Origin of the sequence: Alkalibacterium sp. f15 (assembly GCF_049389645.1) — a bacterium.
GTDB lineage: Bacteria > Bacillota > Bacilli > Lactobacillales > Carnobacteriaceae_A > Alkalibacterium.
In genome coordinates this window covers 1,907,205-1,926,498 of record NZ_CP186540.1, presented here as the reverse complement: position 1 = coordinate 1,926,498, position 19,294 = coordinate 1,907,205, and the positions used below count along the sequence as shown (strand labels likewise).

The 19,294-nt window shown below is 38.7% G+C and carries 18 protein-coding genes and 1 pseudogene; 5 read left to right on the top strand and 14 right to left on the bottom strand.

All coding sequences use genetic code 11. From position 1 onward, the window contains the following. Positions 1-229: 229 nt before the first annotated feature. Positions 230-1,195: a rhodanese-related sulfurtransferase gene (locus tag ACO1PF_RS09330; protein ID WP_423188782.1), complete on the top strand. Its 966-nt coding sequence runs from the start codon at positions 230-232 to the stop codon at positions 1,193-1,195. A gap of 180 nt (positions 1,196-1,375) precedes the next feature. Beyond that, on the top strand, positions 1,376-3,970 hold the full coding sequence (locus ACO1PF_RS09325; RefSeq protein WP_423188781.1) for a transglycosylase domain-containing protein: 2,595 nt from the start codon (positions 1,376-1,378) through the stop codon (positions 3,968-3,970). A gap of 85 nt (positions 3,971-4,055) precedes the next feature. Here ACO1PF_RS09325 and ccpA read toward each other — a convergent pair whose 3' ends face one another. Further along, positions 4,056-5,057: a catabolite control protein A gene (gene ccpA / locus ACO1PF_RS09320; protein WP_423188780.1), complete on the bottom strand. Its 1,002-nt coding sequence runs from the start codon at positions 5,055-5,057 to the stop codon at positions 4,056-4,058. A gap of 204 nt (positions 5,058-5,261) precedes the next feature. Between ccpA and ACO1PF_RS09315 the strand changes: the two genes are divergently transcribed. Continuing rightward, positions 5,262-6,362 (top strand): M24 family metallopeptidase, encoded by a 1,101-nt coding sequence (locus ACO1PF_RS09315; protein ID WP_423188779.1) that lies wholly within the window; start codon positions 5,262-5,264, stop codon positions 6,360-6,362. A 65-nt stretch (positions 6,363-6,427) separates the two neighbouring features. Here the strand turns inward: ACO1PF_RS09315 and ACO1PF_RS09310 are convergent, their stop codons facing one another. From ACO1PF_RS09310 to ACO1PF_RS09300, 3 genes are all read right to left on the bottom strand, one after another. Then, a complete protein-coding gene (locus ACO1PF_RS09310; RefSeq protein ID WP_423188778.1) occupies positions 6,428-6,934 on the bottom strand; it encodes a DUF421 domain-containing protein in 507 nt (168 codons plus the stop codon). 314 nt (positions 6,935-7,248) lie between these two features. Further along, positions 7,249-7,746 (bottom strand): YtxH domain-containing protein, encoded by a 498-nt coding sequence (locus ACO1PF_RS09305; RefSeq protein ID WP_423188777.1) that lies wholly within the window; start codon positions 7,744-7,746, stop codon positions 7,249-7,251. A 42-nt stretch (positions 7,747-7,788) separates the two neighbouring features. Beyond that, positions 7,789-8,190 carry a DUF948 domain-containing protein gene (locus ACO1PF_RS09300; RefSeq protein WP_423188776.1) on the bottom strand — a complete coding sequence of 134 codons (402 nt, stop codon included), beginning with the start codon at positions 8,188-8,190 and terminating at the stop codon, positions 7,789-7,791. A gap of 171 nt (positions 8,191-8,361) precedes the next feature. Between ACO1PF_RS09300 and ACO1PF_RS09295 the strand changes: the two genes are divergently transcribed. After that, complete coding sequence (locus ACO1PF_RS09295; RefSeq protein ID WP_423188775.1) at positions 8,362-9,243, top strand: mechanosensitive ion channel family protein; 882 nt, start codon at positions 8,362-8,364, stop codon at positions 9,241-9,243. Positions 9,244-9,339: 96 nt separating this feature from the next. On the opposite strand, the gene cbpB is transcribed toward ACO1PF_RS09295, so the two are convergent. The 4 genes and pseudogenes from cbpB to racE form a co-directional block, all read right to left on the bottom strand. Then, a complete protein-coding gene (gene cbpB / locus ACO1PF_RS09290) occupies positions 9,340-9,831 on the bottom strand; it encodes a cyclic-di-AMP-binding protein CbpB (RefSeq protein WP_423188774.1) in 492 nt (163 codons plus the stop codon). 183 nt (positions 9,832-10,014) lie between these two features. Beyond that, a complete protein-coding gene (locus tag ACO1PF_RS09285; RefSeq protein ID WP_423188773.1) occupies positions 10,015-10,536 on the bottom strand; it encodes a metallophosphoesterase family protein in 522 nt (173 codons plus the stop codon). Next, positions 10,533-11,159 (bottom strand): annotated as a pseudogene (locus ACO1PF_RS09280) (XTP/dITP diphosphatase); the annotation flags it as partial. The gene ACO1PF_RS09285 and the pseudogene ACO1PF_RS09280, both read right to left, overlap by 4 nt. Next, complete coding sequence (gene racE / locus ACO1PF_RS09275) at positions 11,155-11,973, bottom strand: glutamate racemase (RefSeq protein WP_423188772.1); 819 nt, start codon at positions 11,971-11,973, stop codon at positions 11,155-11,157. The gene racE and the pseudogene ACO1PF_RS09280, both read right to left, overlap by 5 nt. Before the next feature lie 217 nt (positions 11,974-12,190). Here racE and ACO1PF_RS09270 point away from each other — a divergent pair, with 217 nt between their 5' ends. Further along, positions 12,191-12,622, top strand: a complete 432-nt coding sequence (locus tag ACO1PF_RS09270) for a DUF2507 domain-containing protein (protein WP_423188771.1) — start codon at positions 12,191-12,193, stop codon at positions 12,620-12,622. Positions 12,623-12,689: 67 nt separating this feature from the next. Here ACO1PF_RS09270 and ACO1PF_RS09265 read toward each other — a convergent pair whose 3' ends face one another. The 6 genes from ACO1PF_RS09265 to zapA form a co-directional block, all read right to left on the bottom strand. Continuing rightward, positions 12,690-14,144 carry an FAD/NAD(P)-binding protein gene (locus ACO1PF_RS09265; RefSeq protein WP_423188770.1) on the bottom strand — a complete coding sequence of 485 codons (1,455 nt, stop codon included), beginning with the start codon at positions 14,142-14,144 and terminating at the stop codon, positions 12,690-12,692. Between the two features lie 655 nt (positions 14,145-14,799). Continuing rightward, on the bottom strand, positions 14,800-15,081 hold the full coding sequence (locus ACO1PF_RS09260) for a hypothetical protein (protein WP_423188769.1): 282 nt from the start codon (positions 15,079-15,081) through the stop codon (positions 14,800-14,802). 284 nt (positions 15,082-15,365) lie between these two features. Beyond that, a complete protein-coding gene (gene trxA, locus ACO1PF_RS09255) occupies positions 15,366-15,677 on the bottom strand; it encodes a thioredoxin (protein ID WP_071847718.1) in 312 nt (103 codons plus the stop codon). A 104-nt stretch (positions 15,678-15,781) separates the two neighbouring features. After that, positions 15,782-18,154, bottom strand: coding sequence for an endonuclease MutS2 (locus ACO1PF_RS09250; protein ID WP_423188768.1), 2,373 nt, complete (start codon positions 18,152-18,154; stop codon positions 15,782-15,784). 109 nt (positions 18,155-18,263) lie between these two features. Further along, the gene (locus ACO1PF_RS09245; protein WP_423188767.1) at positions 18,264-18,824 is read right to left on the bottom strand and encodes a CvpA family protein; all 561 of its coding nucleotides are present in this window, start codon (positions 18,822-18,824) and stop codon (positions 18,264-18,266) included. A 23-nt stretch (positions 18,825-18,847) separates the two neighbouring features. Then, positions 18,848-19,117: a cell division protein ZapA gene (gene zapA / locus ACO1PF_RS09240; protein ID WP_423188766.1), complete on the bottom strand. Its 270-nt coding sequence runs from the start codon at positions 19,115-19,117 to the stop codon at positions 18,848-18,850. Positions 19,118-19,294: the final 177 nt, after the last annotated feature.

Sequence of the window (19,294 nt, the reverse complement as noted above, 5' to 3'; positions counted from 1 at the left end):
AAGTATATATACTGTTTGAAGTTATTATGTTCTCTAACCTAACAAAACAAATTATACCATTTGTTAATAATGGAATGATGTCAGTATGATTACACTTATGTTTCACTTGTGCAACTTTCACAAGTAGGCACGTACCGTTTACTTGTAATTTAGCTCGTCAACAACTATAATTTGAAGTGATTAGACTTATTACTAAAGAGTTTTTAATTGTATCCAAGGAGGAAAATCGATGAGTGATTACCGTGTACTACTTTATTATAAATACGTAAAAATTGAAGATCCGGAAAGATTTAGAGATGAACATATGAAATTGTGTGAAGACATTGGTTTGAAAGGCCGAATTCTTGTTTCAGAAGAAGGAATAAACGGTACCTGTTCAGGAACGGTCGAACAAACCGACCATTATATGGAAGCTGTTCGCTCAGACGAACGTTTTGAGGATATTTATTTCAAGACAGATGAAGCTAATGAGCACGCCTTCAAAAAAATGCATGTCCGTTACCGACCGGAAATTGTTTCATTGAAATTGGGAGAAGAAGATCACGACGCTAGTGAGGTCACTGGTAAGTTCTTGGATCCTATAGAATGGAAAGAAGCTTTGGAAGACGAAAACACAATCGTCCTGGATGCCCGTAACGATTATGAATACGACTTAGGTCATTTCAGAGGCGCTGTTCGACCTGACATCCAATCTTTTAGAGATTTACCTGAGTGGATAAAAGAAAACAAAGAAAAATTCATGGATAAACGTGTCGTGACTTATTGTACGGGGGGTATCCGTTGTGAAAAACTTACAGGCTGGTTAATGAAAGAAGGCTTTAAAGATGTGGGACAATTGCATGGTGGAATTCATCACTATGGTACTGATCCTGAGACCCAAGGCGAGAAATGGGACGGCAAGATGTATGTATTCGACGAACGCATCAGCGTTGATATCAATAAAATCGATAAAAATGTTGTGGCAAAAGATTGGTATGACGGTGAACCCTGTGAACGTTACGTAAACTGTGCCAATCCTGAATGTAATCGTCAGTATATTACTTCCGAAGAAAATGAACACAACTATTTAAGAGGCTGTTCTCATGAGTGCCGCATTCATCCTCGGAATCGTTATGTCGAAGAACATAACTTAAGTAGACAAGACGTTGTAGATCGCCTGGAAGCAATTGGTGAAACACTTCCTGAAACAGTCTGAGCACTTATCTCCTCTGCGAACAACTCATCATAGAGAGATATTCTGTCGTGTATTGACTTAACAATTTCGTCACAATGCCAAAATAGTTATAAGAATGCCTTGCCTTTGATTTTATTTTTATCTCGGTTTTGCTATAATATACCAAGTCATATCACCATACTCACTATTAAGGAGTCTAAAATGAAACGATCTGAAAATGAAGAACCTACCAAGCCGGAAGAAACTCAAGAAACTGAAGAATCATCTCTTTTTCAATCCGTTGCCTATTACTTCGATATCTTTTACCGTGTAGTTAAAGCTTTAGTCATTCTAGTCGTTATTGTATTGCTCATTGCCGGTTCGCTCGGTGCAGGTACAGCAGTCGGTTATTTTGCCTCTCTCGTTCATGGATCAGAGATTCCTGATCGTGAAGAAATGATGGGTCAAATCAATGATTATACTCGAAAGTCAAGTATGTACTATGCTGACGGCTCGCTTATTAGTGATGTCCGTTCAGATTTACTGCGTACCCCTATACCGATCGACAGCGTCTCTGAACTGTTGATCAATGCTGTTGTTTCCACAGAAGACGAGTACTTTTTTGAACATGACGGTGTCGTACCTAAAGCTGTGGCTCGTGCTCTCGTTCAAGATCTCTCTGATGCAAGTAACTCTACGGGTGGATCAACTATTACCCAACAGTTGATCAAACAGCAAATCTTGTCCCCTGAAGCCACACACAAGCGTAAAGCGAATGAAATTCTACTTGCTTATCATTTGGAGAATCAAGTGGGTAAAGACGAAATTTTGGAAGCTTATTTGAATGTCTCACCTTTTGGACGTAACAATAAAGGCCAGAACATTGCCGGAGTTGAAGAAGCCGCACAAGGAATTTTCGGTGTGCCAGCGAGTGACGTATCACTTCCACAAGCTGCCTTCATAGCCGGACTGCCACAACGTCCGATCGTTTTTAGCCCTTACACACAATACGGTGAAATCAAAGAAAATCACGTGTTAAGTGTCTCGCGTCAGAAAGAAGTTATCTTCCGGATGTACCGTGAAGGTCATATTACAAGAGCTCAATTTGAAGAAGCTCGCGCATATGATATTACCCAGGACTTTATCAACAAGGAAAACATAGAATCCGATGATAATTCATATGTTTACGATGTAGCCCTTCTGCAATCAGAAGATCTACTCACAGAAAAACTTATGCAAGACGAAGAAATTACGGATGAAATGCTTGAAGAAAATCCGGAACTGAGAACTGATTACAAGGAACGTGCTCGTTATGCTTTGAGAAATCAAGGGTACAAAGTACACACAACCATTGATAAAGAAATTCATGACGTATTAGAACGTGTCACCACCGAATATAAAGATCAGCTGGGCAATCCCCGTTCATATACGTATGAAGACGATGACGGCGAAACGCAAACTGTTGAAGTCCCTGTAAATACATCGGGAGCCATGATCGATAACCAAACCGGACGTGTCATTGGCTTTATTGGAGGTCGCGATTACAATGAATCGCAATATAACATTGCATTTGACGGAGAAAGACAACCTGGCTCAGTCATTAAACCTTTAGCCGTATACGGTCCTGCCATTGAGAACGATTTGATCACACCTGCAACGCTTATTCCTGATACTGAATACTTCGTTCCCAACTGGAGTTCAGCTGTAGGTGGTTATGTCGATCATCCTATTACGAATGCTACCCGAATCACCAACACATGGATGACGGCCAGAGAGGCATTAACTGTATCTCAAAATATTCCAGCTTCTAAAATTTGGATGGATTTGAAAGAACAATATGATCCAGCTCAGTACATCAGACGCATGGGTTTAACTGCTAATGATATCCCCGATTCCGAATTTGATAATGCTTCTTTTGCATTAGGCGGTTTAGGAACTGGGCCTTCCCCAGTTGACTTGATCAGTGCCTTTTCTACTATGGGCAATGACGGTGTTCATGTCGAACCTTACGTCATTGAACGAATTGAGAATAGTAAAGGTGATATAGTATATGAGCATCAAATCGAAGAAACCCGTGTTTGGGGAGCAGATTCAAATTATCTTTTACTCGATATGCTGAGAGATGTTCACACTGAGGGTACTGCTCGTGGAACCATGGACAGCTTACCTTTTGAAGCAGACTGGATTTCTAAAACCGGTACGACACAGAACCGAAGAGATATTTGGTATCTTGCCAGTACACCACGTATTAGTTTCGGAACCTGGATCGGCTATGGTGATGATGAATATAGCTTAGGCGATGACTTTGGTATTCACCCAAGCCGTCGTAACCGTAACTTCTGGGCAGAATTAATGAGTGCTGTGTATGAAGTGAATCCTGACATTTTTGGAGTTAACGAAGAGTTTCCTGTTCCATCGGGTGTAACTACAGAATCAGTCATTCAAAATACCGGCATGAAATCTGGAGCAGTTAAAATGCCAGGTGGTAGAACCATTAATTATTCCGGTTCAACGCATTCTGAGCTCTTTAAAGTAGATAACGTCCCTGGGACAACTGTTTATGATTTTGCCATTGGAGCAACCGATAAAGAGTTGGCAAACTTCTGGTCTGGTCGAAGTTCTTCAAACGAAAATGAAGACGATGATTCGGAAGAAGAATCTGAATCTGAAGCTGAAGATGACGAGGAAGAAACTGAAGATGAAACAGAAGTCGAAGATGAAGAAGAAACAGAGTCTGAATCCGAGGAAGAAGAAGATCCGGAGCCTGAGCCTGACGAAGAGGCTGACGACGGTAATGGAGACGATGACGACGAGTAATGGAGACGATGACGACGAGTAAACGTTAAAAGAACAGAAAAAGGCCCTTATCTCAATCGATAAGGGCCTTTTTCTGTTCGAATTTTTATTTAGTCGTTCCTTTTGATGTGATTGTGTATGGTAGAGTAATTGTTTTCTCGTCGATATCTTCTTTGTTCATTAATTTAGTCAATAGACGCATCGCTACCGCACCAATATCATACAATGGCTGCTCTATTGTTGTTAATCGTGGGCGTGACATCGATGTCAACTTAGAGTTGTTTGAGGTAATGATTTCAAACTCCTCTGGCACTGACACGCCACGGTCTAACGCAGCATTTAATACACCTAAAGCTAGTTCATCATCCGCAACAACTGTAGCTGTTGCTCCAGCTTTGACAAGTTGCTCATAGACGGCTTCCCCAACTTTATACGTGTACTCTGATTGTAAAACTAAGTCTTCTTCAAAAGGTAATGACGCTTTTTTCAAAGCATCTTTGTACCCACTCAATCGGTAAATTCCATTAATGGGTTCCTCATGGCTTTCAGAAATAAAGCCGATTCTTTTATGACCATTTTCGATCAGCATGGTGACTGCATCATCTGTCGCTTTTTTATAATCGATATTGACACTTCCGACTTGTGCATCCGGATCGACTGTACCTGCTAAGACAACAGGTGTGCGTGAACGAGAAAATTCAGCACGTAATTCTTCTGTAATTTTGTTACCCATGAAAATGACACCATCTACTTGTTTCGCTAATAGTGTATTCAGTACTTGTACTTCTTTTTCTTCATTTTTATCAGAGTTTGCCAGGATGATATTATATTTGTACATGGTGGCAATATCATCGATCCCGCGTGCTAATGATGAAAAATAAAGGTTCGTAACATCAGGAATAATAACTCCAACCGTCGTTGTTTTCTTGCTTGCCAGTCCACGAGCGACAGCATTCGGACGATAATCTAAACGTTCAATAACGTCTAAAACTTTCTTTCTTGTGGTTGGTTTAACATTCGGGTTTCCGTTTACGACACGTGAAACAGTTGCCATTGAAACGCCTGCTTCGCGTGCAACATCATAAATTGTAATTGTTTGTTTATCCATTTTTGACTCCTTCTAGAGAGAATAGTTTTATTTTGTGAGCGCATTCTACCTTATACAGAATAACAGATTACGCTTACAATTTCAATTGTTATCTATTGTTTTCATGAAATTTTCTTGTTTGTTTTCAGAAAAGGCTTTCTTAAGCTATACTCTCAACTTTTTTTCTGATAGACTAAATGTAAATTCTTGAAAGAAGGTTTAATGATGTCCGTCCTAACTCACTTACAACACAGCATGAAAAAAGAAGAAATATCTTTACTCTATTATGATGACCCCTTAACGGTAGCTTATTTAACTGGTTTCGAAAGTGAGCCACATGAGCGCGTTGTTGGCGCCCTCGTTTTCCTTGATGAAATTTGGTTGATCGTTCCTGAACTCGAAAAACAGTCAGCCTCAGAAGCGAGTGAGTGTGACCATATTTTATCATATAAAGATGAGATCTCCCCCTGGTCTGTATTGTCAGAAGCATTAAAAGGTGATATCGAGATTATCAAAACGATCGGCATAGACGAACAGTCATTGATCGTTAAACGTTATCACGCTTTAAAAGAAATATTCCCGAAAGCAACTTTCATAAACAGTACCTCTTTGATTCAAGATTTACGCGTAATAAAACAGCAAAACGAATTAGATATTATGAAAGAAGCTGGTCTTTTGGCAGATAAAGCGCTGAAGATCGGTATGGATTACTTGAAAACAGGAATCTCTGAAGAAGAAGTGGTTGCACGCATTGAATATGAAATCAAAAAATTTAGTGTAGAAAAAATGAGCTTCCCGACTATGGTCCTGTTTGGCGATCATGCCGCAAGTCCACACGGCAATCCAGGAAAGCGTCAGCTCAAGCCAAATGAATGGGTGTTATTTGATTTAGGCGTCGTTTATAAGGGGTACACAAGCGATATGACTCGAACGATCGTTTACGGTAAAGCAGATGAAAAATCGAAGGCTATTTACACCATTGTCAAAGAAGCACAAGAAAAGGCACAAGCTTTTGTTAAACCGGGTATTCTTGCCGGCGACATCGATAAAATAGCCCGAACACATATTGAAGAATCCGGGTATGGCAGTTATTTCACTCATAGACTTGGCCATGGCATAGGGAAATCCGTTCACGAATATCCAAATATAGCACCTCATGTCAATGTGGCGATAAGGGAAAACATGTGTTTTTCGATAGAACCAGGCATTTACATTGAAGATTACTATGGTGTACGCATCGAAGATTGCATTTATGTCAGTGAATCAAACGCACGACCTTTTACTCATACGACTAAAGAAATTATTGAGCTACCGATAAAGGATTAGAATAATAAAAACCGAGAATTAGGGGGATGTGCACCCTCTGGTTCTCGATTTTTTCATACCTTCATCTAATCTATAAATATAAACTCTTCTTTTTGAATTCGTCTTTTATCAGATTTATCCATCACTGTTAACGTGCCGTCTGATTCTAAAATGATTGCAGATATTTCATCAAAGGAGACATAACCCGCTTTTCTGATTGCCTGCTTTAATTCTACCTTATTGACCCGTTCTTTTTTTAAATTTTCATCCTTAAACACACCATCGTAAAATAATAAGGAAGGCTCTGAATTCAGTATCGCACGTACAGGTTTAAAATGAACAGATAGCCAAGTGAAAACATACTGAAGTCCAACCAGCATGGTGAATGTCAAAATACCGCTCCAAAAAGATTCTTTATAGTTGACGATCGTCGTGGCTAAAACTGATCCTAGCGCAACAGTGACAATGAAATCAAAGGCATTCATCTTCGACAAGGTCCTTTTGCCTGAGGCCCGCAATATAAAAACAATAGCAATGAAACTGACTACACTGATCGCAATGAGTTTAAAAACATCTGTATAACTTATTGTCATACGTAACCTTCTTTCTAAATTCACTTTTACCCCATTTTTTTAAGGTGTTTAGTTCTTAATCGTTACTTTCTTGTTTTAAGTAATACGGATATCATCTCATCCATTTCCAATACGACCTTACTTTTTTGTTTGCGAACCGCCTGTAGGACTTCCGATTTAGGAATACGTTCTTTTTTTAAACTCGATTCCTTTATCTCAAGCTCCACCGTGATATCACCTATATATAGATATGGTGAAAAGGCTTTTTTTCTCTTTTAAGAAAGAAAAAGGACACGACGTTAGCCGCATCCTTCACCCTACATATTCAAAAAACTTTATTTGTTTTCAGGATTAAAGTAATTGACATCTTCTTCGTCTTCAGATGAATCCTTATCATAATCATATTTTAGGGATTTTGACGTTCCAGAAGGTGTGGTCGGATCTTTTTCTGATAAATCCTTGTCTTCTTTATTCATTTTTCCTTTGACATTTTTGGCAGTTTCTTTAGCTTCTTTTTTGATTTTATCTAAATTTTCTCCCGCTTTGTCAAGATCGGTCCCTACTTGGTTTGTTAACTGTTCGTATGTTGCTGTTGCGCTATCTAAATAGTCTGAACTCGCTTGGTGAACAGAATCTTTCAATTCTAAGCCTTTATCTTTTGCTTTATTCACATAATCTTTTGCCTGTTCTTTTGTTTTAACTGTATGGTCTTTGATATCGTCACGGACTTCTTTACCTGATTTTGGAGCCAATAACAAGGCAGTTAAACCCGCTACAGCTGCACCAACAAAAGTTCCTATTACAAAACATTCTTTATTATTATCTCTATACATTTAATTTCCTCGCTTTTCTATTATTTAGTCTCTTTGTTAACGTTAATCTTTGCTCATTTTCGATCCAACTTTTTTAGCGATCCCTATTGAAGCACCTTTTTTCCCAGCACTTGCTAAATGAGACGTTAAATTACTTGTTGAATTATTTAATCTTGAAACAGATTCGCCTAAATCTCCAACGGCTTTGAATAATGGATCTGTTAATCCTAATTTGCCATTTACATCATCCAAAGTAACATTGGTCTTGTTAAGCAATCCTTCTACCTCGATAAGTAGTAAATCTGCATCCTTCGTTATAGTGCTTAAGCTCTTATTCGCTTCTTCCACTGTCGTGTTCAACTCAGATATCATTTTTGCTACCTTGAACAACACGTAAACTAAGCCTAGAACAAGTACTGCGAATGCTATTGCTGCTATTAATGCTGCTATTTCTCCACCTGTCATAATTATCCCTCTTCCTTCTTTTCTGTATGGATTAAGATTACCATTTAATGTCTTTTAAATGCAACTAAGATGATTTAAAAGACAAATTAAATAGATGAATTGTATCTTTACCAAAACATGGTAAAATAGTTATTGACCATGCTTATTAATAAACATTCTGAAGGAGACAATATGGATCAAACAATTGAAGCACTTGAAAAACTTGAAGAACAAAAGAGTTTACTGACTGAATTATTGGATACCATTCAATGGCAGGAAATAGCCTGGTCAGTGATTATTACCCTTTTACAAATTGTATTCGCGCTGATCATTTTCCTTATCATAAAACGAGTTGGACGTTATGTCATCGAAAAGATATTTACCCGGTATATGAATAAGAGAAATACTGTCCCTAATCGATTAAATACATTATATAAATTAAGTAAGAATATTTTTAATGCTGTCATTTATTTTTTCCTAGTTTACACTATTCTTGAATTACTCGGTTTTCAAGTAGCACCTTTGATAGCCAGTGCCGGTGTGCTCGGTTTAGCTTTGTCACTCGGTGCACAGGGTTTTGTATCGGATATTGTTAACGGCTTTATGATTTTGCTTGAGAAACAAATGGATGTGGGTGATGTGGTAAGAATCAGTGACGTCACCGGTACGGTGGAAGATGTTAATTTAAAAACAACTAAAATAAAAGACTTTGATGGAACGACTCATTTCATTCCAAATCGTGCGATTACGATCGTAAGTAATCAATCACGTTCAGATATGCGTGTCCTCATTCAAATACGCCTCTATCCCTCAACGGATCTTGAAGATGTGAGGAAAGCACTTGAAAACGTCAATAGAGAAGCCATCCTAAATTTTGAAGAAATCACGATCGAACCGTCAGAAATTTCGTTCGTTCCAGTCGGGCCAGGTCAACTCGCGGCTCAAGTCATTATGTACACAAAAGCTGGCACTCAGTACGGTATGCGTAATACTTTTTATGAAAAATACGTTAATGCTTTAAGAGAATCCGGTATCGATTTGCCAAATACTACCCTTGAATTACCCAATGCGTAATCGAGTAAAACAGTTCGTTTTACAACCCATCAGTCTATAATAAAACCACTCTAGTCGGCTTCTCGAAAATCGAGCTGGCTAGAGTGGTTTTATTTTTTACTGGGCAACTATTTCTGTTTCTATTTCTATTTCTTTTACACAATACATTTTTTCAAATTGATGTGCGATACGATTCGTTCCCTTAAGTATTTCACTTCTTGTGATAATGCCTTTAAAGAACCCCTTATCATCAACGACTGTAATGAATGCGTGATTCACCAGCATACGCAGTACATCTTCTAATTCAAAGTCTTCAGTCACTGCAGGATAATCCGTATCCATTACTTCTCCAACTTTAATTTCTCCCAATTTTTCAAAATGAACATCTTCTATGTCCATGATGGTCTGCATGATGATCGGCATGGATATGAGTCCTCGCATTTTTGAACGTGCATCTAAAACAGGTACGACAGCGTATTTATCCGTTGTCATCAACAGTAAGGCATGGTCTAAGCCATTTTTCACCCCAACGACAGCAACTTTCTCAGCTGGTTTGACTAATTTCGATTCACTTTCAATCAACAATTTTTTTACCTTTTCACCTATCAATTCCCTCACTCCTTGTAACCGTTTTCTATAACTACATTGTACCTTTATTTCACGTGAAAGCCAAAATAAAGAAGTTGTTTTAGAGAAGATTCTTAGATATTAATTGAACATATTTATCAATAGCCCCGGTCATAGCGATTAAGACGTGATAAAAATGAGAATCTAATGAGGGTCGACAAATCGTCAATCCATCAATGAAACACTTATGCTCAAATCATGTATCACATTATGATCCTGGTCGTAATAAGTAAGGACAGCCTTTGATAACGTTCCATCTATTTCCATCACTAGATAGGTTCCTTTATCTCTGTCTCGCGGTTGAGCAATACTTCCTGGATTGATGAACACTATCCCCTCTTTTTTTTCCACTTTAGGAATGTGCGTATGTCCGTAAAAGACGACCTTGACGTCAGACGTTTTCGCTAACTCTGCTAACTGATCATAGCTTCTTTTGACTCCATGTTTATGACCGTGCACAAGAAGGTAACGAAATTCTCCAACCTGTTCGACACGGCTTACTTTATATTTATCAGTGATATCCATGTTTCCGAGCACTGTTTTATAAGTCTGCCACAAGGGATGATCTTCCATTAATTCCGAATCTCCACAATGGATCCATTCGGCAGTATCTGGCTGATGGATAGAATAAATTTCTTCCATGTAATGCGTATTACCGTGATTGTCACTAACCACTACTAATTTCATAGTCTGTCTTCCTCCTGTTGATTGGTTAACCATTCATCTAAATGACGCTCTAATTTTTTCAAAGCATCTGCTCGATGACTGATTTCATTTTTTTCGACTTGGCTACATTCTGCCAAGGTTTTCCCTTTATTCGGCACATAAAATAACGGATCATATCCAAAACCGCAATCTCCACGAGGCACTTCTATTATTTCTCCATCCAGTCTGCCGTCAATAACTAATGATTTTTTATCCGGATGTGCGAGTGCGAGTGAACAATGAAAATGTGCTTGTCGCTCGTTCTCATTGTAATCAGCTAATTCAACTAACAATTTACCATTATTTTTTGCGTCATTTTTTTCTTCTCCAGCATACCTTGCTGAATAGACTCCTGGCTGGCCATGCAAGACATCCACAACTAGACCTGAATCGTCAGCAAGTACCAGCGTATTTAATTCTTTAGCAATCGTTTCTGCTTTCAGTAGAGCATTCGCTTGGAAGGTCCTACCAGTCTCTTCAACATCTTCAATATCCGGGTGATCAAGAAGCGTTGTGATGGTGTAGCCTTTGCTATTAAACAGCGCTTCAAATTCTTTTGCTTTACCTTTATTTCTTGTAGCAATGAGAATGGTTTTATTTTCAGTCATGGGTTAATTTCAACCTTTCTAATGAAATGGCTCGTACATTTAACTCGCTCGTCTGCAACCAGTTTTGTGCAATCGTGCGAAATGGTTTCTCCGGTCCTGTCGTGTAGATATCGATTGTTCTTGTAACAGGTGCTTTAGCATCAAGTTTAAATTCTTTTAGAACCTTCTCCACTTCATAAGACGTCAATGCGCCAGAATCGATCAATGTAACCTCTATTCCTAATCTTTCTTGAATGAAAGGGGTAAGTAATGGAAAATGAGTGCACCCTAAAATAACGGTGTCCATATTTCCAGTTTTAAAAGACTCTAACCTTTTTTCTACTATTTTTTTAGCTTCTACTGTTTCATAGAGATTCTTTTCAACAATCTCCACAAATTCAGGGCATGCTAAACTCTTTACATGGATCGATTCATCTTTTCCCAGAATCGATTTCTCATAAAAACCAGAATCAACGGTGCTCACAGTTGCTAAAACGCCTACCTTTTTTGATTTTGTAAGACGCACAGCTGCTTCACTTCCCGGTTCGATGACACCAATGACGGGAATGTCGACTTTGTTTTTCACTATTTCCAGAGTGTGAGCAGTAGCTGTGTTGCAGGCGATAACTATCATTTTTACGTGCTGATCCATTAGAAACTGGACCAATTCAAGCGTATACTCTATAATTTCTTCTTTTGAACGATTCCCATATGGGCAGCGTTTTGTATCTCCTATATATACAATCGACTCATTTGGCAAGCAGTCTATCACTGCTTTCAATACCGTTAATCCACCAACGCCAGAGTCCAGTAATCCAATCGGTTTATTCATAATATTAAAACAACCTTTTCTAAGATACTTACATGTATTGCTAACTTAAACATCAAAACTCGAGCATAAATCAACATATTACTATAGAAACCTTATCAAAAAAAAGGTAAAATAAGTAAGTATGATTTTTGTCTCCTCTTCTATTATAAAGAATGTTCAGTAAAAGTGAAAGACAAAACGAATTTACATTAGAGACAAAAAAGCGAGAGGTGAAAGAATGCAATCCGAAAATCAAGCCACTGACCCGTTAAAGAGCATCAGTCTCTTAAGAGATTACTTGCTTCCCAATTTACTTAAAGAAGATGAAAAAGATATCTTATACTGGGCTGGGAAAGAACTCGCACGATCCAACACTTTTGATTCTCTGGAGGAACTTACCGAACAAATGACTACGATTTTTTTAGGCGAGCTTATACAAACGAAGTCAACGAAAAACACCAACCTTTATGATTGGTCTGGTCCGTTAGTTAGTCACCGTCTAACAACTCAAACTGCTCCTAATTTTTCGCTGGAAGCCGGTTTTTTAGCAGAAGGATACCAACAAATAGCTGGAACCTATACTGAAGCAACTTATGAACTTGATTTCAAGAAAAACCGTGTCACTATTTTATTACAATCGGATCATCACGTTTCTTTAAATGAAAACTGAAATAAACCCATGATAACGCCACACCTTTACCGGTTTTGGCAGTTTATCATGGGTTTTGTGTTATCCTTCATGATTCTTTATAATTTTTCAGCATATCTTGTACGCTATACTGCGCACTTTTGGAGATCAATTCCACGTTATTATTGCCGTACTGTATGCCCGATGAGAGTTGTCCATATACGTATAAACCGTTGATCCTCTCTCCCTTTTGACTGATGGCAGTCATAGAGGGATAGTCGATCAGGACACCGCCGTATCGATAAGGCGTCAATTCACCTGATTCAACCAACTCTTTTATCAAAGGTTGCTGCAAATAAAGCTGTTTTGTTAGATCCATCTGCTGCCCCGTCGCATTGATTATAAAATCGTATGCTCGGGTCTTTTGACCGTTGATTTGCACCTCAAAACCCTCATTTACTTTTTTAATAGACTTTATCCCACTATACAGTTCAACTTCTCCTTCAGAAATAGATTTTAATAACAGAGAGGCTGTTCGTTGTGGTATGGGCGCTTTAAAACTCGACCATTTCAAACCAAAGTCATTTAAAAACCGGTCTTTTTCAGTATCCGGCATGGCATTCCACAGTAGCGAATAAAAGTCTCTCATTTGATGAATAAGCGATTGAAACTTACCTATTTCTTCTAAATGATTCAAGTCTTGCTGCAAACCCGCGAGTGTTCCCTCGCCCAATGTTTTCCAAATCCAAGTCAAATCAATGTCATGATCTTTTGTTTCTTTTTCAAACCATTTCTTTATCTGATCAAGTGTCAGCTGCTGATTTTCTTCTACCAGCTGACGAACACGTTCTTGACAGACAGCTTGTATTTCTATTGGTGGCTCGTGTCCCCGCACGGATGAGAAGCGTCCGTCTAAAGATAAAAATGACAGTTTTGCTTCCGGGTAGTACTTTCTGATGTATAAAAACGTATCTAGGGCTGTAAGACCCGTTCCAACAATTCCAATAGCTATCGGCCCCTTTTGAAGACTCAATTTTTTGTTGGCCGGATACGGATTATAAATGTACTGTTCTTCACCCTTCAAATTATAGGGGTCCTGATAAGCTAAATGACCTACTGATAAATGAACGCAATCTACCCTATTTGTGCTATTTTTCGTCTTGATTTCATATTGGTTGTCTTCTTGACGCTTAACCGATAGGACCTTTTCGTAAATCACAGAGACATTTAACTTTTCAATCAACTCACGACTTTTATCGAGCAGATACTCTCCGAACAGTTTTCTAGGCAAATGGGTATTGTAAAGTTGTTTCAGGTTTTTAGTTTCTCGAACCCACTCCAAAAAATCATTGGGATCATTAGGATCTATACTCATCGTTTCTGTATACTGATTAATCAATAGGGCTTCATCATCCGGTTGATAAGGAAAGCCTGTCCCATAACTTTCTTTTTCTGCATAGACAGTGATATGAAGGTCTTCAAGTATTCCCTTCTGCGTTTGATTTTCTATTTCTCTCAGTATGCTTATTCCAGCTACACCCAAACCTATAATACCAATCTCCATACGTGCTCCTCCATCGTTTCTATAGTCTCTATCATAATACCAGAAATTCTTTCATTGGAAAGGTTTCGACCCGAACATATCGAAGCCTTTCCAATTTTAATGATTCCCAGCGAAATAACTACCGGCTGAAAAGGTTTTGTAACTTGAGCGACCACTTGATAAATATTAAGTGACGACTCAACCAATCAATAGGGTAGAGTTGGACCTTTACTCGTCCTGTAGTGACTACTCAGAAGTAAGTGAACGATGGGTGAACACTTATTGCACTCTCTACAACCTTCTCAAAGACATATAACTAGCGAGTGGGTACTATAGGGGGGCTATACTTACTACTGAAGATTTTCGCTTTGCTGACTGGTCACTAATAAGAGTCAATAATACCCACTCGCAAACTATTATCCGCTGAGAGATCACTAATTGGCACATTACCGTCCACTCGCATGATTTCACACTTTCAGTGGATACATAACCGTCACCATACTGATCATTTATTTTTAAAAGTTTACCCGACTTGGCACTTAACGGTCATTTTATTGTTGTACACTTGCTTTTAATTCTGTTCATACTCGCCTACATAGGCGAGTATGCTCCACTCATCTTTGGAAACAAAAAAATAGTGTGATTTATCTTAATTAAAAGAAAATCACACATTTTTTTATAAATTCATATTCAGAAGGACCTTTTTCAGAACACATTCCTCATCATCATTAACTTTGACAAAACGTATTTCTCTCGCATTCCAAGATGTCAAATCACTCAAATCATAATTGTTTTTTCTTAAAACAACATCTAGAGGACAGTCGATTTCATCATCAGCATTTTTTATCACATCCTGATTTGCTACCTCTAATTCGACCGTTTTATCTTTGCATTCGATTATATACCTGTACTGAATCGTTGATGTCAGCACAGACTGACTTTCCTTACTATGAGACATTTTAACACTCTCCAATTAAGTATAAATTTAACGCAATTCAATAAAAAATCTGAAAACTATAAGATATTTAACTTTTTCATTATATAATACACGTTATTTATAAAACCATCTTATACCAGAAACAAAAAAAAGTATACCTACTTAAAGGGTTTTGTATTTAAAAAAACACAAATGTCATAGATTAGTCACATTACCGAATATGTTTTTGTAATGTTAATATCATATTAGAATTATCTTAACAAAAAAAAGGCAAAGCCTCTAAGCTTTGCCCTAATAATGCATTTTTACTGATGTTGTGATAATTTAGCTAAGATTTGTTCTTTACTGTGGTAGCCAATTAATTTGTCTATGACTTCTCCATCTTTAGTTACGAGCAATGTTGGAATACTCATGATTCCAAATTTACTTGGTGTTGACTGGTTTGCATCTACATCCATTTTGAAGTAGTTTACATTACCGTCAGATTCCTCATTTAATTCGTCAATAACAGGTGACTGCATGCGACAAGGTCCACACCATGTTGCCCAAAAATCTGTTAATGCTAAACCTGAACCTGTTTCTTGGTCAAAATTCTGATCAGTTAATTCTCTTACCATTCTAAATTCCTCCTATTTATTAACTCACTTATTAAAAGTAAGTTATTCGTCCTATTGATTAGTATAGCAAATTCTTATATTCTTGTCTACCATAGACTATTATTCTATTTAAACGTCACAATTGTTGCGCCGTTCCCGCCCTGGTTCGCTGGTGCATCACCAAACTCCTTGACTTGCGAGTGTTTTTTCAAGAATTGTTGGACGCCTTTTCTTACCGCACCCGTCCCCATACCGTGAATGATCGTTACTTTTGGATAATTGGCAAGTAGGGCTTGATCTAAATATTTATCCACTTTGTTGAGGGCTTCTTCCACGCGTTCTCCTCTGACATCTATTTCAGTCGAAACGCCCATGCTTGAAGAGCGTGTAACCGAGACGCGTTGTTTGGGTTCTTTTTCCTGCTCTATCTGAACCAGATCCGATTCAGGCAGTCTCATTTTAAGCATGCCCATTTGAACCACCCAGTGACTGTTATCCGACTGTTCAACAATAATCCCTCTTTGACCGAACGACTGGACTTCAACACTATTGCCGACCCTCAAACCCTTTTTCTGTTTTTGTTTCTGCAAGACTTTATTTTTATTCAGGCTCATTTCTTCTGTCTTAAGGTGTGATAACCGCGATTGGACATCGATAAATTCGTGTTCTTTAAGTGGTTCACTCATATGCCCTTCGAGCTGTTTTTGTCGTAAGTCTTTAATGATAGCTTCTGCTTCCTGCTTTTTCTTTTCCAAATAAGTATTAGCTTCTGTTTCTGCTTTTTTACGTAACCGGTCTTTTTCATTCTGATAAGCTTTGTACTCTGCTTCAAGCTTTCTATGCAAGCTCTCTGCGTCTCTACGTTCTTTGGTCGCTTTGCCTGCTTCACTTTCCGCTTGCTTGCGTTTACCTTCCAGATCTTCAATCATCTGGTCTACACTCTGGCTATCGCCACTCATCAATTGTTTAGCAGATTCAATGATCATTGAATCCAGTCCCAAACGTCTAGCGATCTCAAACGCATTACTTCTTCCCGGGATACCAATGAGTAAGCGAAACGTTGGACTGAGCGTATCGACATCAAATTCCATACTGGCATTAATGGTTTCCGGTCGGTTATACCCATAGGCTTTCAGTTCCGGGTAATGTGAGGTGATCATGACATAACAGCCGCTTTGAGCAATCGCATCGAGTATAGCTATCGCCAATGCTGCTCCTTCTTGAGGATCCGTTCCGGCACCCAATTCATCCAACAGAATAAGACTCTTGTCATTCATTTGTTTTAAAATATTGACGATTTTTGTTAAATGCGATGAGAACGTGGATAGACTTTGTTCAATTGATTGTTCGTCACCGATATCCGCGTAGACGCTCGAGAAGATGCCCATGGTACTGTTTTCTTCTACTGGGATAAACAAGCCTGACTGTCCCATCAACTGGAGCAACCCAAGCGTTTTTAAGGCTACTGTCTTCCCACCCGTATTGGGTCCGGTCACGATCATGGTTTTATAGTCTTTTCCAATGACGATATCGTTAGGTACCACTTCATCATCAGTAAGCAAAGGATGTCGCGCCTGATATAACTCAACATGATTATCCGTACTTATTCTTGGTTTGACGGCTCTAATCGCTCTTGCAAAGCGTCCTTTGGCTTGAATCACATCGAGTTCAACCAGTAATCTCAGATGTTCTTCCAAATCTTCTCGGTAAGGTTCGATTTCCATGGTCAATTCAGCTAAAATGCGTTCCACTTCATATTTCTCTTCCACTTGATACTGGCGCAGACGATTATTTAAATCGACGACACTTTGAGGTTCAACAAACAGCGTTTGACCTGTCGAGCTTTGGTCATGGATAACACCGCCAAATACGGATCGATTCTCTGCCTTTACAGGGATCACGTAGCGGTCATTTCGCATCGTGATCAGTGCATCTGTGAGAAACCGCGATTGAGGACCTCTAACAATACTTTCAAGTTTTTGACGTGCACGACTTTCTGTCTGTCTGATACCATCTCTCAAACCTTTGAGTTTCGAGCTGGCGTCATCCAGAACGTGGCCACCTTCGTCTACGACTATAAATATTTTTTTCTCTAAAGCATTAAATGTTTCCAATTTATTTATTTTGTCATATAAACGGTGCAGAGGAATGTCCTCTTCTTCCGCTTTTCTAAAAAACGTCTTGATTTCTCTCAGCGTTCTCAGTAAACGACCAATTTGAGCAATTTCTGTACCGTTCAAACTGCCTTGAACCCGGACACGTTTTAGGTGAGGACGGATGTCTTCAAAAGCAGCTAGTGGAATGCCGCCTCTTAAGCGCATCAGCAAAACCGCGTCTTCTGTTTCTTCTAATTGTTCCAAGATGGTGTTTTTATGATCGGATGGTTTGATGGTCCTGACTTTTTCTTTCCCTAGCTTCGATACTGTATGCTCACCTAATTTAATGATTACTTTTTCATATTCCAACGTCTTGAATGAAGATTGAAATGTTTCCGTCATACGTTCTCTCCTTAAATGTTTCACTCTTACGACTCTACAAAAAAGGTTGATCGAAGGGCATCATAGTGATGTTTCTCCTTCAATCAACACGCCTTGCGTTTATCTGGATTTATTCTTGTAGTCCTTGTTCGATCCACCAGTCATACACTTGCTGTGACAATTCCGGTGTGTCCGTGACGATTTCTCTAGCCAGTGCGCTTGATGCAAACTGGTTTTGTATGAGTGCTATGGGCATCATTGAGAGAACAAAGAGGACAAAGAATATCCCAATGTAATGTACAACAAAGCTCAAAACCGCTCCACCAATTGCGTTGACTGTCCGAACCACTGGTAAGTCTGCCAATGACTGGAACAAGCCACCCAGGATTCGAGTGACAAGCCAACCGATAAATAACAACACTACAAATGAGACACCCTTATAAAAAGGGCCGTCTAATTCAAATAAGAAATCGATGCCGTAAAGTACGAAGGGATTGTCTGATGTAGATACCGGTGTAGGATACGGAACAAACATCTCCACGTACTCACTGAGCATTTGATAATAATTCAAAGCAAACCAGAATGAGACAGCATACCCGATCGTTAATACGAGCTGCAAGACCAAGCCTCTTCGTGCTCCGCTATATAGTGATAATAGTAATAAAAAGATAATAATCCCTGTTAACAGCATACTTTTCTCCTTGTTGACTAAAGTTAGTTTTCTAAATTCTGTTCTAACCGTTCGTATTTTTCTTTCAGTTCTTCCAATTCATGTCGCATGGTCAATTGATCCGATACGGCATTGATTGCCAATAAGATGGCCCTTTTTTCTTTATCCAGACCTTTTGTTAGTTCTTTTAATTGACTTAATTGTTCATCCACTGTCTCTGCGACGACGCGCATATGTTTTTCAGGCTTTGAACCAACAATAGTGTATATTTCTCCATCTATAGTTGCTTTATATCTTCGCTTCCCTTCGGACATGACACAGCCCCCTCGCTTCTCAAATTCTTTATTATAATAACACGAATTTGTTCAGCGTGCATTACTTCCAGCTTTTTTTATACTGATTTCTGTGAATAATCAAGGTATTCTATATGAAAAACAGAGTAGACAGATGCCCACTCTGAAAATTTTCTTTATTTGCAAGTTTAGTTTGAC